Raw genomic sequence first — 15161 nt, forward strand, 5'->3', positions numbered from 1 at the left:
ACATGAATCTTGCAGTCGTCGGTCTTAGTTACAAAACCACTCCCGTTGAAATTCGCGAAAAACTGAGCATTTCTGAAGCTAAACGTGAACAGGCGATCGCGCATCTTTGTACCTATCCCCATATTGAAGAGGTGGCGATTCTTAACACCTGCAACCGTCTGGAAATTTATATGGTTGTCCTGGAGACGGATCAGGCAATTCGAGAGGTAACAGAGTTTCTGGCTCAACAGGGTCAATTGCCGTTTCATCAACTCTATCAACACCTCTTTATTCTACGGCAACAGGATGTGCTAAGACATCTGATGCAGGTGGCTTCGGGTTTAGATAGTCTGGTATTAGGAGAAGGACAAATTCTCGCTCAAGTCAAACATACCTACAAATTATGTCAACAGTACAATGGGATAAAATGCATCCTCAATCAGTTATTTAAACACGCCATTACAGCCGCAAAACGGGTGCGAAATGAGACAAAAATTGGTACGGGTGCGGTTTCAATTAGCTCAGCAGCGGTTGAGTTAGCCCAACTCAAAGTTGCTAATTTATCCACTTGCCAAGTCACCATTGTTGGCGCCGGGAAAATGGCGCGACGGCTGGTACAACATCTATTGGCTAAAGGGGTGAAGCAGATTTCCATTGTCAATCGTTCTCTGGAAGGCGCTAAAGTATTTGCCAATCAGTTCAGTGACGCCAATTTATCCTGTTATTCCCTGGCGGAAATGATGTCTGTTATCGCTAAATCGCATATCGTTTTTACCAGTACCGCTGCTACAGAAACCCTGGTTAATCGAGCCAAACTTGCTACCGTTTTAGCACCGAATCAGCCATTAATGCTGTTCGATATATCTGTTCCCCGCAACGTCGATGCTGATGTGAATCAACTGGATCACATTCAAGTCTTTAATGTAGATGATTTGCAGACGGTTGTGACTCAAAATCAAGACTACCGTCAGCAAATGGCAATCGAGGCGCAACGGCTGATTGAAGCTGAAGTAGAAGCCTTTAGTGCTTGGTGGCGCTCACGAGAAACGGTGTCTACGATTAGCTGTTTACGCAAAAAAGCCGAAACCATTCGGGAGCAAGAGTTAGAAAAAGCTTTGTCTCGTTTAGGGTCAGAATTTGGTAAAAAACATCAAGAAGTGATTGAGGCATTAACGCGAGGAATTGTTAACAAACTGCTTCACGAACCAATGGTACAACTACGGACACAGCCAGATTTAGAAGCCCAGCGCCTTGCTATCAGTACGTTGCAAGTTTTGTTTAATTTAGAGCCAGGAAACTCTAACTATACTTCGGTTACTAAAGTTCCCTACAGTCAGTGAATAAATTTTTATTCCGAATAACCGAAAATAAACAATTGCCACGTTTTCGATTTTTAGCCAACCAAATTTTACCCTTTGTTCAGGATTATCCTTGAATTCTGAAGCCAGGACTGCCTTTATCCATGTAGGAGGAACTCAGAATGTTAAAGAACTTTTGGTACGTTTGTGAATTCAGTTCAGCCGTCACCCAGAAACCCAAACAAATCTTGATGTTAAATCAGCGATTTGTCCTCTACCGCAACTCTGACGGGCAAGTTGTCGCGTTGAAAGACCAATGTCCCCACCGAGGCGCGGCTCTTTCCCTGGGTTGGGTTGAGGATGGTTGTCTCCGTTGTCCGTATCATGGATGGAAGTTTCAAGCCGATGGTAAATGTATTGATATTCCCGCCAATGCACCCGAAATTCCTATCCCTAAAAAAGCCCGTGTAGATAGTTACTTAGTCCAAGAAAAATATGGTCTAGTCTGGCTATTTTATGGCGATTTACCCCCAGAAAAACGTCCGCCTATTCCCTACTTGCCAGAGTTTACCGATCCGAAAATGCGCTCTATTGTTGCTGATGTCAAGGTTAATAATCACTACACTCGCGTCATCGAAAATGCGCTAGACTTAGCCCATGTCTATATCGTGCATGGTAATTCAGTCGGCGCGGGACTCACAGAAAATCCCCGAATTGAAACCTATCAGGTTCACGAAGAAGAATGGGGCATTCGTGCTACAACTAAATTTGTCAACTTCACTAAACCCAAAGGCTTATTTCGACCGTTCTTTCGCGCTAAACGTACCGAGTTAACTACAACAACGAGCTTTTATTTACCCAATATTACTAAAGTTGAAGTTGATTTTGGTCGCGGTAAACTGATTAATTATGCCGCTCATCTGCCCATTGATAATCAGACAACGCTGAGCAAGCGAATTCAATTTCGTAACTTCTTTACCTACCCTTGGGCAGATGGTTTATGTCGGAATTATCTACACAGAGTTTCTCAGGAAGATAGTCGGGTTAGCGAGTCTCAATATCCCCAAGCGATACCCGAAAATTTATCCGCAGATGTTCATATTCCTAGCGATGCGTTGTCCCTGGCTTATCGAAAACTTCGCCAACAGTATTTAGCCATGGGTTGGGGATTAGATGCGAATCCGAGTCATGTCAAGAATAGGAATGGACATTCAGTGTTACCCGATTCGCCAGCATTTGTTAATTTCTCCAGCTAACTCAGTTCCCTTTTTTGAAATAATTTGGAGTCAACGATGTTAAAGAACTTTTGGTACGCTTGTGAATTTAGTTCAGCTATCACCCAGAAACCCAAACAAATCTTGATGTTAAATCAGCGATTTGTCCTCTACCGCAATACTCACGGACAAGTCGTCGCGCTAAATGACCAATGTCCCCACCGAGGTGCGGCTCTTTCCCTGGGTTGGGTTGACAATAACTGTCTGCGTTGTCCCTATCATGGATGGAAATTTCAAGCCGATGGTAAATGCATTGATATTCCCGCCAATGCACCCGAAATGCCTATCCCCAAGAAAGCGCGTGTTGATAGTTACCCAGTGCAAGAAAAATATGGATTTGTTTGGCTCTTTTATGGTGATTTACCCCCAGAAAAACGTCCACCTTTACCCACGCTTCCTGACTTCATTTTCGCCAATTTGCATCCCGTCGAGTATGAGTGTACCGAAAATGCCCACTATGCTCGGATCATGGAAATTAATATGGACTTTGCCCATGTTATTGCCGTTCACAAGCAATCCTTTGGTCAACGCATTCCCTTGCATAAAACGATTGAGTATCAGGTTGAAGAAGATGCTTGGAGTGGAGTGGCGACTGTGAATTACGAATCCTTGGGTAACTCCAAGAGTGTGTTGAATTTTTTACTCGGAGGGCGCCCGCAACTCACCACGAGACTGAGCTTTTTCTTACCCAATGTTACCCTATCGGAAATTAGTATCGGTCGCGGCGGCTCGTTTGACATCAAGCTGATTGTTTTAATTGCTCACCTACCCATTGATGAAGAAACCACGGTTGTCAAACGCATCTTTTATCGCAATTTTCTCCGTTTCCCCTGGTTAGATGGCTTGTTCCGGAAACTGGATAGCAAACTAACTGAAGAAGATGCCGTAATTGTCACCAGTTTATCCCCTAAATCAATGCCAAAACTCTCCGAAGAACTTCACGTTGCGGCTGATGCATTGGGTTTGGCTTATCGGAAACTGCGGCAAAAATATCTGGCTATGGGTTGGGGTTTAGAGTCTACTGATAAACCCTTCGACAAAGCCAATGAACCGCTAGCCACACCCTCTGATATATTGCGACTTTCTAGGCGTTCAAACCTGACGGTTACAGGTGTGAAAAATGAAACCGAATAGTTATGTTTGCAACTGAATCAGGACTTGCAGTAACAGGAAGCGCCAGAGATTTTGGGTGATTTTACCGGATTTAGGCAGTATTTGGCAGCAATTCATTGCTCCAAAACCCAAAACTATACCCTTTTTTGCACGATTCATTGATTGAAATAAACCCAATACTCAGGAGATAAAAAGTTAAGATGAAACAACCCAAAACCCAAGCCCCAACTCCCAAACCAACCTTTGGTGATGATGTTCTGGTTGGCACATTAGGGAATGATTTCATTTTTGCCCAAGCGGGAGATGATAGCGTATTCGCGATCGATGGTGATGATTTAGTATTTGGTGGTGACGGAAATGATGATCTCACTGGCGGGATTGGCAATGATTTTATTGATGGTGGTGAAGGAGATGACCAACTTTTTGGAGATCTAGATATTAATCAAGACTCTGACACGGGTTTACCTGGGAATGACTTTCTCAATGGTGGCGCAGGTAAAGATATTATTTTTGGCGGCTTTGGTGATGATATTCTCAAGGGTGGTAGTGGCATTGACAATCTCTTTGGTCAAGATGGCAATGATATCCTCAATGGCGATAACGGAAATGATAACCTCAATGGTGGTAAGGGTGACGATATCTTCTTTGGCGGTAATGGAAACGATCGCGTCTTTGCTGGTGCGGGGAATGACCTCCTGTTTGGGGATGGGGGGAATGACCGACTCAATGGAGATACCGGAGATGACATCATTAATGGGGGTCGGGGTGATGATTTAGTTATCGGGAACCTGGGTAATGATATCCTCAATGGCGACAAAGGAGATGACGAACTGGTCGGAAATGCTGGTAATGACTCCCTCTTTGGGGGTGATGGGAATGACCGATTACTGGGTTCTAACCCTTTTACTGGCGTACCCAATATCGGCGGTGATTTGGATACCTTAGCTGGAGGGAAAGGAAGTGACACCTTTGTCTTTGGTATCGGTACGGATGTCTTCTACACCGATGATGGTAATAACGACTTCGCCCTAATTACAGACTTTGATTTAACTCAAGATTTGATTGAACTTCCCGCCAATCTATCCGGTACATTCAGCTTAGGTGCAACCCCGGCTGATGTTCCCCAAGGAACCGCCCTATTTTTCGATAATGACCTGATTGGCGTGATTGCAGGTATTACTCCAGAACAACTCAGTTTAGACAGCGATCGCTTTATTTTCGTTGCAGAACCCACGAACACCCAAGCCCCAACTCCCAACCCCACCCCAGGTGATGATGTTCTGGTTGGCACATTAGGGAATGATGTCATTTTTGCCCAAGCGGGGGATGATAGCGTATTCGCGATTGATGGTGATGATTTAGTGTTTGGTGGTGACGGAAATGACGATCTCACTGGCGGGATTGGCAACGATTTTATTGATGGTGGTGAAGGAGATGACCAACTTTTTGGAGATCTAGATATTAATCAAGACTCTGACACGGGTTTACCGGGGAATGACTTTCTCAATGGCGGCGCGGGTGATGATATTATTTTTGGCGGCTTTGGTGATGATATTCTCAAGGGTGGTAGTGGTATTGACAATCTCTTTGGTCAAGATGGCAATGATATCCTCAATGGCGATAACGGAAATGATAACCTCAATGGTGGTGAGGGTGACGATATTTTCTTTGGCGGTAATGGAAACGATCGCGTCTTTGCTGGTGCGGGGAATGACCTCCTGTTTGGGGATGGGGGGAATGACCGACTTAATGGAGATACCGGAGATGACATCATTAATGGGGGTCGGGGTGATGATTTAGTTATCGGTAATCTGGGGAATGATATCCTCAATGGCGACAAAGGAGATGACGAACTGGTCGGAAATGCTGGAAATGACTCCCTGTCTGGGGGTGATGGGAATGACCGATTAGTGGGTTCTAACCCCTTTACTGGCGTACCAAATATTGGCGGTGATTTGGATACCTTAACCGGGGGTCAAGGAAGTGACACCTTTGTCTTTGGTATCGGTACGGATGTCTTCTACACCGATGATGGTAATAACGACTTCGCCCTAATTACAGACTTTGATTTAACTCAAGATTTGATTGAACTTCCCGCCAATCTATCCGGTACATTCAGCTTAGGTGCAACCCCGGCTGATGTTCCCCAAGGAACCGCCCTATTTTTCGATAATGATCTGATTGGCGTGATTGCAGGTATTACTCCACAACAACTCAGTTTAGACAGCGATCGCTTTGTCTTTGTCTAGATAATACTCCGTTCTCGAACAGGGAACAAAAGATGGGAGAGATACCCTTCTACTCTTCTACTTCACTAAGTAGCTGAATATCAATTCTTTCCGCTGTACTAGGAAATGCAAAGAAGCCTCAAATCCCTACTGTTCCCTGTTCGGTGATCTCAACCGTTAACGTTAATGAAAGCCCGACTACTTACCGCTCTTCACACGAGTGACCATGAACCTCCAATCCTTACCTAAGCCTTCAAATCGAGGAATGCTTGTCCTGATTATTACCGCCACCGCGATCGCAGGGACTACTGCATTTTATGGTATTTCCCAAGTTCAACCCACCAGTCAACCCTCTGAAGTTCGGCAAACAGTACCCACAGTTCGCCAAGTCACCGCTTTGGGACGCATCGAACCCGCCGCCGAGGTGATTAATGTTTCTGTCCCGGCGACGTTAAGCAATGATCGGGTGGGTCAACTGTTGGTGCAACGGGGTGATTCCGTTGAGGCGGATCAGGTGATCGCGATTATGAATTCCCAAAATCGTCTGCAAACTGCCTTACTCGAAGCCCAAGCCCAGGTCAAAGTCGCCCAAGCTGAATTAGCCCAGGTGAAAGCCGGGGCAAAATCTGGAGAGATTGCGGCTCAAAAATCGGAAATTGTTCGCCTTCAGAAAAATCTAGAGGGGGAACTTGCCACCCAACAAGCCGCGATCGCCCGTTGGCAAGCTGAAGTCAAAACTGCCCAGGCTGAGTATGATCGCTATTTGTGGCTTTATCAAGAAGGTGCGATTTCGGCTTCGGAGTTAGACCAAAAGAAACTGGTTCTGGACACCACTCAAGCACAATTGAACCAAGCCAGCGCTCAACAAGACCAAAGTGCGGACACAATCCGGGAGCAAATCCGACAAGCTCAAGCTAACTTAGATAAGATTGCAGAGATACGTCCCGTTGATGTGCAGATCGCCCAAGCGCAGGTGGATAGGGCGATAGCCGCCGTGAAAAAAGCGCAAGCGGATCTGGCTGAAGCCTACATTCGCGCCCCGATCGCTGGTCGAATTCTGGATATTTATGCCCAATCTGGAGAAGTGGTGGACGCCACAGGTATCGCCCAGTTAGGACAAACCAGCCAGATGCAAGTCGTCGCAGAAGTCTATCAGACTGACATTGGTGAAGTTCGGGAAGGTCAAACTGCAATGATTACCAGCTCATCCTTTTCTGGTGAACTGCGGGGAACGGTTCAACAGATTGGATTACAGGTGCTGCAACAAGAAGTTACCAGTGGTGAACCGGGAGAAAATCTAGATCGCCGGGTCATCCAAGTGAGAATTGGACTCAATCCAGACGATAGCCAACGGGTGGCTAATTTAACCAATTTGCAAGTCCAAGTGGCGATTCAACTGGATGCGCCATCCACGACGACTCAGTAAGTACCTAAATTTAAATTTAGTCAGGTTGAGTTAAAAATTGTCAAACTCCTCAATCTCTTACTATTCCCTGTTAAGAGTTCCCTTTCCTCACCATCATTGCCATGTTTCACCAATTCTTCCGCAAAACCCCACTTGCTTGGTTACAAATGAGTCGCCAAAAGGCACGGTTGCTGGCTGCGATCGCAGGCATTGCCTTTGCTGATTTTCTCATGTTTTTTCAACTGGGAGTCAGAGATGCTCTCTATGATTCCCAGGTTCGTCCTTATACGACACTCCAAGGGGATTTATTTTTAGTGAATAAATTGTCAGATAATCTGGCATCGATCAAAAGTTTCTCACGAGCGAATCTTTATCAAGCCGCAGGCATTAATGGTGTCGAGTCCGTTAGCTTACTATATATTGGTCAAGCCGCTTGGCGCAATCCGGATAACCAAGCCAGTCGTCAAATCTTTGTCTATGGAATCGAGCCGAATCAGCCAGCGTTTAATTTGCCGGATGTGAATCAACAACTCGATCAACTGAAGTTATTAAATCACGCCTTATTTGACCGAGCCGGAACCCTGGATCAAATTGGCGATGTTCCCGCGTTGCTGGAAGAAGAGAATCCGCTTTCGGTTCAGGCAAATGATTTGCAAATTCAAATTGTGGGATTATTTACACTGGGTAGCTCCTTTTCGGCGATTGGTAGTTTAATTACCAGTGATTCTACTTTTTTGCGCTTGTTTCCTGAACGACAAGTAGATGACATTGATTTAGGGATTATTAAAGTCAACTCTGATGCCAATATTGAGCAGGTACGGTCAGATTTACGAGAGATTTTACCCGATGATTTACTGATCTTAACGATTGATGAATTTGCCGCTCGTGAACTTGCCTATTGGAATACGGGATCGGCGATCGGTCCAACGTTTAACCTGGGTGTGGCGATTGGCTTTTTGGTGGGAGCGGTGATTGTTTATCAAATTCTTTACACTGATGTTTCTGATCATTTGCCTGAATACGCGACATTGAAGGCAATGGGCTATAGTGATGCCTATCTGATTGGAGTTCTCACTCAAGAGGCTTTGCTGTTAGCCGCTTTGGGCTTTGTGCCAGGGTTTTTACTCTCTAGTGGACTGTATAACCTGTTTCAGTCTGCCACACTTTTACCCATTGGCATGAAACTCTCTCGTGCGATAACGGTGTTGGCATTGACGATGATTATGTGTGTTGGTGCCGGCGCGATCGCGTTGCGAAAATTGCAGCAAGCTGATCCGGCGGATATTTTTTAATCGGGAATGGGGAATGGGGAATAGTAAGGATTTGATTATTCTGAAACTTTATTATTACAGCGGACAAAGTTTATGTTTAAATAATCATTAATTTAAATTATTGTAAGCCTCACAAAAATCACTAAAAATAGTAGCAAAAATGTCCAATTATACTTCAAGAATTAACCCTGTAATTTCAGTTCACCATCTCAATCATTACTTTGGTCGAGGTGAACTCCGTAAACAAGTATTATTTGATATCAATCTAGATATTTACCCCGGAGAGATTGTAATTATGACTGGACCATCGGGTTCAGGGAAAACCACCTTATTAGCACTCGTTGGTGGATTGAGATCGGCTCAAGAAGGCAGTCTCACGATTTTGGGACAAGAAATGTGTGGTGCGAGTAAGCGTCAACTGATGCAAGTGCGGCAAAAAATTGGCTATATTTTTCAAGCACACAACTTACTTACATTCCTAACGGCGAAGCAGAATGTCCGCATGTCCTTGGAACTGCACGATCGCTACCTGAATCGAGATATCGATCGACTCGCAACCGAGACACTCAACGCCGTTGGTTTAGGCGATCGCCTCAATTACTATCCAGAGAATCTTTCTGGGGGACAAAAACAGCGAGTTGCGATCGCCCGTGCGTTAGCCAGTCATCCCCAAATTGTCCTGGCTGATGAACCGACGGCTTCCCTGGATAAAAAATCGGGTCGGGATGTTGTCGAAATTATGCAGCGTTTAGCTAAAGAGCAAGGGTGTACAATTTTGCTTGTTACCCATGATAATCGGATTCTGGACGTGGCTGATCGGATTATTCAGATGGAAGATGGTTTTTTGGTAGAAGCAGCACAGGATAAGTTTTTGACGACTTCCATGCAAGCAGGGGGAGGAAATCGGAGTTTATCGTGATGTCAAAAAACAGGTTATTGTCTCCCCATTTCCAACCTAAGTATACCCCGCATAACTAATATTTAATAGTCATTTTTTTAGTTATTGGATTTTACCGCAATCTATTTAGGATTGTTATATATAGGTTAAAATTCAACAAATGAGTGGTTTTTGTTTTGTTGAGGTTTGTTCAATTGTGCTAATTGAGCGTGAATCTTTTTAAAGTCCCTGATGTGCTGGTCACTGAGGAAAGCCGTAAGCGGCTCCCAGGTATTTTCGCTCGATTTAGCCCTCATAATTTCAGTATTAGAAGGTAAATGAATTAGGGATAATTGTCCAGATTTTAGGGTGGCTTGGTAATTCCTCCCTTTGAGACAGTTTGTCTTTTGGCTAGCCAGCAAATTCTTGAGAACTGTGGCAACAAACTGAGTGCGATGCCATTGAGTGGAAGAGACTTGAGTCGAGTTTGTAGAGCGGCTATCAGAGGGAGGTGTTTTTGAGTTACACAATTGCTGGATTGGCAGATAATCCCTGGAAGAATCATAGCTGACGTTTCGATACTTTTGCAGTCCCCTTAGGGTATAAGCCTTTCCCAGTCGGGAACCTTTGAAAGCGAGTCCCTTAAAGCCATAGCTGATACCAGTAAGGTTTCCGGAGTCGTTGGCAGAAATGCGGACATTCACACCGACTGTGGTTAGTTGTTTAATCAGGTTTGGTAACGTCAGAGGAATAGAGGTGAAGTGGTCAATTGTTTCCTGGAGATGCTGCTTGATAGGTTTCTCTGGGGGAGATAAACGCAAACCCCTTTCGTATTGGAATGTCTCCCGTCGGCGTCGCCGTTCCTGTCCAGTGGAAGGAGCCTGTTTTTCACTGTCCCAACTTGGTGTTACTGGGGTAAGATTATACTGTTTTTCTAGTTCTCTGAGGGTTCGTTCAGAACGCTTCCAGTCCATCCAGGAGGATACGGTTAATCCATCGGTGATTTGCACCCGATTGACTACAATATGGAAATGCGATCGCACTTTACCTTCTTCGGTGGTTGTGTCGTTATGAGAGTAGAGAACCCACTGGCATTCAGAACATCCGATTTTGTTCAGGTAGGTTTGAGCAAATTGCAAGACTTGGAGTGTAGAGAGTTTTTCGTCGGGGTGGGGACTTAAGGAAATGTGAGCAACGGGAAATTTGACTCGGTTGGAACGGCGGGAAACCAGGTGGAAGGCTTGAGTGAATTCTTCTCTGGTGGTGCCTAGCATATTGCCACCCAGGTATTGGGCGTCGGGTTTGCTTTCAATATATCGTAGCAGACTGTTGAAGTCGGAGCCTTTGGTGATTTTGCCAATCATTTTTCGTCTAGGGATTCAGGTGGGTTGAGGAGTTGGGATTGTACAGTTTTGAGTAAGTCCAGGACTTGTGCAACGGCTTCTGTGGCTTCAGCGATATTGGAAATGTCTTGTCCGGATGTTACAGCCGCGTTCATCGCTAAAACCTGTTGGTTGAGACTGTTGCTGATTCGACCCAGTTGGAGGACTAAGTGGTAGTTGACCTCTGGTGGTTGAGTGGGTATTTCTCGCCGGGAAGCGCAGCGTCTGAGATATTCGGAAAGACTTATCCCAGCTTTTTGAGCTTTAATCAGCCAGCTTTTTTTCTCAGTCGGTGTGACTCGGATTTTAATTTCAGTTGTTTTGTTCATGGTTCATGGCTACCTGTTTTAGCTGCGGGAGGAAAGTATTGATAAGTAGGTGGACACAATAAAAGCTAACGGTGGAGATCGTCATTCGTCATTCGTCATTCGTCCTTCGTAAGGGTTTGAGGCTTGTTTACAAAACTTAGTACAGTGCCGTTTTCTTTTGTCCGATTACTTAGAGAGTGGACAGCTATGGGAACACAGGTCACAATTTTAAATTCGTCTTCAAAAAAAGTGATGTTTGTTGGAATGGAGGAAAGGTGTGGAGTTAGGTGCTGATTCCGGAAGGGGTGTTAACCGGGGTTTGGAGTCTAAATGGGGGAACAAACACTTGGCTTGCTCCAGCAGTGGGGAGCTGTATATCGATTAACCTAGCGCAAAACTGATTCATCGGATCGATTTTATTCAAAAAACTATCCTAAGGAAGATTATTTGGGGCAAGTTTGGAATTTTCAGAAGGGATAATTGAGGTAAATAGCTGATAAGATTTACTCAAAACTGTAAGGTGTAAGGGCTTAGTTTAGCGTTAATTGGCTAATAATACGCTAATTGGGTGTAAGTTTTTCCTCACTTGTCCCTCATTTTTTGAGGAAAATACTCAGTAAAAAGTACAGATGTGCCATGGTACGTCTGTTTAAGGTCAAAATAGGAATTGTTTAGTCGCTGAGGTGACTGTTTTTTAGGAATTTCAGTAGATGATTCGACGATTGAACCGATGTTCTAGGGATAGCGGGGAACGGAAAATAAATCTAATGCAGCGCGGCGTCAAATACCAACCCGTTAACAGGCTGACGAGAAAGCAGATATCATAAACAAGTGCAACCTGGGAGCTTTTGTACGAGCGATCGCTATCCTAGTGCAAGAAGGCAGAAATAACTGAACAGCTAATATCTCCCCCCGCTTCCCCTGCTCCCTCTGCTCCCCCTGCTTCATCGTATCTACGAAGCTGCTCAAGTATTTTTATGCCCGCTGCACTAGCAACCCCATTCCGAATACAATAGTTGTGCTTATCGCTGTTCCCCGATACTCTTTCTCCCGAAGATGCCAATCAACCGCCAGCGCTACGCCGATAATTGGTCAGACATCGCCCTATCTGTCAAAGAAGCTGCTCTTTGGCGCTGTCGCCACTGTGGGAAACAATGTCTGCGTCCCGGCGAAAAGCCATCCAATCTCACTCGTTCGGAGTGGACAATGGCGACGCTATCGGTGCATCATGCTAATTTTATGCCAGAGGACAACCGACTGTCCAATCTAATTCCTTTGTGTACGCCTTGTCATATTGCTGTCCATGGGGGACGCAATGGTAATGTCTCTCCCGGTCAACTGTCCTTGTTTAGCTATATTTATGATGAGAATGGGGTATTGAAGATTATTCCAAACATCCATTTATTCTCTCTAACTTCAAGTTGAGAAATCAGCATCCTACGTGCACTATCAGTTGATTATCGCCTTGAAACAACTCAACGATGAACGAGCCATTTCTCATCGGATTGAGAGGTTACAGATGCAGAACCTCACAACAGGAGTTGGAATATCATTACACGGCTTAAGCCGTCTTCGCCGTTTGCACCCTCTCGATTACCTGTTCGCGCACGGAGTTCCCAGCCGTTACCGCAATCAGTTCCCAGTCCTCTGGTGTCAAAATTCCCTGCAATAATTCTTGTAACCCAGCTCGAAGTGGCTTAGAACTGCTATCTCTCTCTGGGCTTGCTAAATCCTCCTCCAACACAGCTAATAACCGCTCCTGCACCTCTGGTGTAGGATGAAGCAACCGCTCCATCAGTAATCCTCGTCCACAAATTAGCGCGGCTTCGGCTCCTACTCCTAAATTCCAATCCACCAGCAGTTCCTTGAATTCTCGTATTACAATTGAGCGCAACCGAGCCAACTGGCTATATCTCTCTGGATGAGCCATCACCGCTCCTAGATTAGCACCCCAGTCAAACCCAGCGCTAATATCACAGTCCGCTTCATCCTCAATGCGAACCGCTTCCCTCAGCCATTCTGAGTCATAGGTGAATGTTTCCCAATCAAAATGCATCTGCTATTGCCCTTACTGATTAACTACCGTCTGAGTCGTCCATACTCGAAGTAAATCAAATCCTCTTTATCAGAATCAGCTCCAAAGTTCATCATATTCCTTGAATCGTAGAATCTTTCTGCCCCAGGTAGTGCATGGAGAGCGACTCTACCTTCATATCCCAAGTCTAAACTCCTGAACCTTGCAAAGTTTAATAATAAGGTTCCCACACCCTTCAACTCAGGGGGTCGTTGAATCGCCCTTCGATTCCAAGGTGCCGAAGCTAGGGCTTCGATGTAGATAAGTCTGTGTCCGACTTCAACCTGGGAACGATGCTGCTGAGTTTCAATCCATAGTAATCCTTGGGTCTTTCCCTGGTACTCGATGGCGTAACTCTCATAGTTGTCCCTAGAAATAGAAATGCGCTTCTTGAATAGCCAATCCCAATACTTATCCTCTTGACCATATAGCCTGAGCTGTTCTTTCCATAGATTTTCAAAGTCATTGATGTGGTTCTGTGCGAGAGTCAGTAGAACCGCCTCAACGACTTGATTATCAATACCTCGAATAAGCTGTACAGAGCGCTGCAAACGTAAATCTCCTTATCCTCCTCATCCACAAACCAACCATTCAGTTACGATGGCGGAAGTTTTTAAATCGTCTTAAGTAACCCCATCAACTTATACTTGCGAGCGTGAGTCGTCATCAACTGAGTTCGGTAATCATTCCATTCACTCTGTTGCCCTAACTGGAAATAAGCAGCGCGAGCTTTTTGCAACCACTCCACCGCTGCATCGTAAGCCTTCGCTTTACCCTGATTTATGATATCTTCTGCATGGTGACGAGCTTGTTCAATCACCCATTCTGGGCGATGGAAAATCGCCACATCCATTACCCGATGGATTAAGGGGTCACGACAATAACGTCCTAATGCGGCAATGGCATCATCAATTAACTTTTCGTGCAAGAAGATATCCACCTGGGCTTCTTGGGTACTCCAACTATCACATTGCCGCAGATGTTCAAGCAAGTCACCTTGCACGGTTAACCAGTTCTCCCCGGCTAAATGCTGCACGCTTTGATAATCTTTGAAAGATGGCTGTGCTTTAAAGGCTTCTATTCGGGCAGAAAGTGCCGCTTTTTGTTCACCCAACCCCTCGGCTAAGTTACTCGTCCAGTCTGCCAGTTGATCTAGTAATTGCTCTAGGGAAGGGCGCTCTTGGATAGTTTCGGGTTGGTGCAGACAAAGCAGTGCTGTGGCGACAATATGCTTGCACCATCCTTCAAAAGTATAGGCACAGGTGCAATTTGCCTGTTTAATTCCAGCCCGGTCAAATTGGAGATTGACACGGTAGGGATGAACTACAGCGACTTACTTTGTTGAAGTCGCTGTTTCTGACGCTTCCTCGCTCCTAGTTGCTTCATGCTTCCACAATCAGTAGAGCTAGGCAGCTCTGCGTCTAAAGAGGTTCGTTCCAAGCCCCTTGCCCAAATCTCATTTACTTGGGCAGCATTGATATCTCTGTCTTCGGTATGACCGCAGTCAGGATTAGAGCAAACATGAACTCTATCAGCTAAACTCTTAGGCGTTAATTCCCAACATTTAGCACACCGTTGAGTTGGCTTGAGCATCCGGGTTGGTGACTCAACATAAAACCCACCTGCCTCAGCCGATTTGTAGGTTAATAAATCACCGACTAGACCAAACCCAACGTCTAGAATAGACCGATTTAATCCGGCTTTCTGTTTCTTACGCTTACCCTTTTTTGCTTTTCGAGTCATGCCCTTGACGTTTAACTGCTCACCACCGATTAGGCTATTACCGCTGACTATATCACTGGTTACTTTGTGCAGCCAATCTTCCCGTTGTCGGGCTATTTTGCTCTGAACTTTAGAGAGCTGTTTACGTTCTTTTTTCCATCGCCTCGACCCCTTGACCTTCTTATTCCTATTCGGCGGTCTCTTGCGTCTTAACCGCTTTGAGGCTACCT

15 protein-coding genes and 1 pseudogene are annotated in these 15161 nt (G+C 45.2%); 8 read left to right on the top strand and 8 right to left on the bottom strand.

Annotated features, from left to right (window positions below; translation table 11 throughout):
* Positions 1-2 precede the first annotated feature (2 nt).
* The 7 genes from MC7420_RS20075 (at position 3) to MC7420_RS20105 (ending at position 9487) form a co-directional block, all read left to right on the top strand.
* The gene (locus tag MC7420_RS20075; RefSeq protein ID WP_006102515.1) at positions 3-1319 is read left to right on the top strand and encodes a glutamyl-tRNA reductase; all 1317 of its coding nucleotides are present in this window, start codon (positions 3-5) and stop codon (positions 1317-1319) included.
* 140 nt (positions 1320-1459) lie between these two features.
* Complete coding sequence (locus MC7420_RS20080; protein WP_006102543.1) at positions 1460-2533, top strand: aromatic ring-hydroxylating dioxygenase subunit alpha; 1074 nt, start codon at positions 1460-1462, stop codon at positions 2531-2533.
* Positions 2534-2569: 36 nt separating this feature from the next.
* Positions 2570-3685, top strand: a complete 1116-nt coding sequence (locus MC7420_RS20085) for an aromatic ring-hydroxylating dioxygenase subunit alpha (RefSeq protein WP_006102530.1) — start codon at positions 2570-2572, stop codon at positions 3683-3685.
* Between the two features lie 179 nt (positions 3686-3864).
* Entirely contained in the window at positions 3865-5913 is a 2049-nt protein-coding gene (locus MC7420_RS43440; protein WP_006102446.1) for a calcium-binding protein, read from the top strand.
* Positions 5914-6118: 205 nt separating this feature from the next.
* A complete protein-coding gene (locus MC7420_RS20095) occupies positions 6119-7318 on the top strand; it encodes an ABC exporter membrane fusion protein (protein ID WP_006102400.1) in 1200 nt (399 codons plus the stop codon).
* Positions 7319-7419: 101 nt separating this feature from the next.
* Positions 7420-8589, top strand: coding sequence for an ABC transporter permease DevC (gene devC / locus MC7420_RS20100; RefSeq protein ID WP_006102398.1), 1170 nt, complete (start codon positions 7420-7422; stop codon positions 8587-8589).
* A gap of 139 nt (positions 8590-8728) precedes the next feature.
* Entirely contained in the window at positions 8729-9487 is a 759-nt protein-coding gene (locus tag MC7420_RS20105) for a DevA family ABC transporter ATP-binding protein (protein WP_006102448.1), read from the top strand.
* A gap of 125 nt (positions 9488-9612) precedes the next feature.
* Here MC7420_RS20105 and MC7420_RS20110 read toward each other — a convergent pair whose 3' ends face one another.
* From MC7420_RS20110 to MC7420_RS38270, 3 genes are all read right to left on the bottom strand, one after another.
* On the bottom strand, positions 9613-10809 hold the full coding sequence (locus tag MC7420_RS20110; protein ID WP_006102564.1) for a relaxase/mobilization nuclease domain-containing protein: 1197 nt from the start codon (positions 10807-10809) through the stop codon (positions 9613-9615).
* Complete coding sequence (locus tag MC7420_RS20115; protein ID WP_044208399.1) at positions 10806-11156, bottom strand: plasmid mobilization protein; 351 nt, start codon at positions 11154-11156, stop codon at positions 10806-10808. The genes MC7420_RS20110 and MC7420_RS20115 overlap by 4 nt, the downstream gene beginning before the upstream one ends.
* A gap of 847 nt (positions 11157-12003) precedes the next feature.
* Positions 12004-12198, bottom strand: coding sequence for a hypothetical protein (locus MC7420_RS38270; protein WP_083799087.1), 195 nt, complete (start codon positions 12196-12198; stop codon positions 12004-12006).
* Here MC7420_RS38270 and MC7420_RS37095 point away from each other — a divergent pair.
* Entirely contained in the window at positions 12192-12560 is a 369-nt protein-coding gene (locus tag MC7420_RS37095; RefSeq protein ID WP_006102457.1) for an HNH endonuclease, read from the top strand. The genes MC7420_RS38270 and MC7420_RS37095 overlap by 7 nt on opposite strands.
* 136 nt (positions 12561-12696) lie before the next feature.
* On the opposite strand, the gene MC7420_RS20120 is transcribed toward MC7420_RS37095, so the two are convergent.
* The 5 genes and pseudogenes from MC7420_RS20120 to MC7420_RS20135 form a co-directional block, all read right to left on the bottom strand.
* Positions 12697-13191: a hypothetical protein gene (locus MC7420_RS20120; protein ID WP_006102570.1), complete on the bottom strand. Its 495-nt coding sequence runs from the start codon at positions 13189-13191 to the stop codon at positions 12697-12699.
* Between the two features lie 23 nt (positions 13192-13214).
* Positions 13215-13760, bottom strand: a complete 546-nt coding sequence (locus MC7420_RS20125; protein ID WP_006102419.1) for a hypothetical protein — start codon at positions 13758-13760, stop codon at positions 13215-13217.
* Positions 13761-13822: 62 nt separating this feature from the next.
* Positions 13823-14323 (bottom strand): hypothetical protein, encoded by a 501-nt coding sequence (locus MC7420_RS42740; RefSeq protein WP_006102479.1) that lies wholly within the window; start codon positions 14321-14323, stop codon positions 13823-13825.
* Between the two features lie 102 nt (positions 14324-14425).
* A pseudogene (locus MC7420_RS44115) lies at positions 14426-14512 on the bottom strand (SWIM zinc finger family protein); the annotation flags it as partial.
* A 20-nt stretch (positions 14513-14532) separates the two neighbouring features.
* A partial coding sequence (locus tag MC7420_RS20135; RefSeq protein WP_006102562.1) for an RNA-guided endonuclease InsQ/TnpB family protein occupies positions 14533-15161 on the bottom strand: 629 nt, incomplete at its 5' end.

The sequence above is a fragment of the Coleofasciculus chthonoplastes PCC 7420 genome, assembly GCF_000155555.1.
GTDB classification, from domain to species: domain Bacteria; phylum Cyanobacteriota; class Cyanobacteriia; order Cyanobacteriales; family Coleofasciculaceae; genus Coleofasciculus; species Coleofasciculus chthonoplastes_A.

What these genes read in the sequence shown, in the direction of transcription:
- MC7420_RS20075 (WP_006102515.1), top strand. Translation starts at nt 3, where the DNA reads ATGAATCTTGCAGTCGTCGGTCTTAGTTACAAAACCACTCCCGTTGAA.
- MC7420_RS20080 (WP_006102543.1), top strand. Translation starts at nt 1,460, where the DNA reads ATGTTAAAGAACTTTTGGTACGTTTGTGAATTCAGTTCAGCCGTCACC.
- MC7420_RS20085 (WP_006102530.1), top strand. Translation starts at nt 2,570, where the DNA reads ATGTTAAAGAACTTTTGGTACGCTTGTGAATTTAGTTCAGCTATCACC.
- MC7420_RS43440 (WP_006102446.1), top strand. Translation starts at nt 3,865, where the DNA reads ATGAAACAACCCAAAACCCAAGCCCCAACTCCCAAACCAACCTTTGGT.
- MC7420_RS20095 (WP_006102400.1), top strand. Translation starts at nt 6,119, where the DNA reads ATGAACCTCCAATCCTTACCTAAGCCTTCAAATCGAGGAATGCTTGTC.
- devC (WP_006102398.1), top strand. Translation starts at nt 7,420, where the DNA reads ATGTTTCACCAATTCTTCCGCAAAACCCCACTTGCTTGGTTACAAATG.
- MC7420_RS20105 (WP_006102448.1), top strand. Translation starts at nt 8,729, where the DNA reads ATGTCCAATTATACTTCAAGAATTAACCCTGTAATTTCAGTTCACCAT.
- MC7420_RS20110 (WP_006102564.1), bottom strand. Translation starts at nt 10,809, where the DNA reads ATGATTGGCAAAATCACCAAAGGCTCCGACTTCAACAGTCTGCTACGA.
- MC7420_RS20115 (WP_044208399.1), bottom strand. Translation starts at nt 11,156, where the DNA reads ATGAACAAAACAACTGAAATTAAAATCCGAGTCACACCGACTGAGAAA.
- MC7420_RS37095 (WP_006102457.1), top strand. Translation starts at nt 12,192, where the DNA reads ATGCCAATCAACCGCCAGCGCTACGCCGATAATTGGTCAGACATCGCC.
- MC7420_RS20120 (WP_006102570.1), bottom strand. Translation starts at nt 13,191, where the DNA reads ATGCATTTTGATTGGGAAACATTCACCTATGACTCAGAATGGCTGAGG.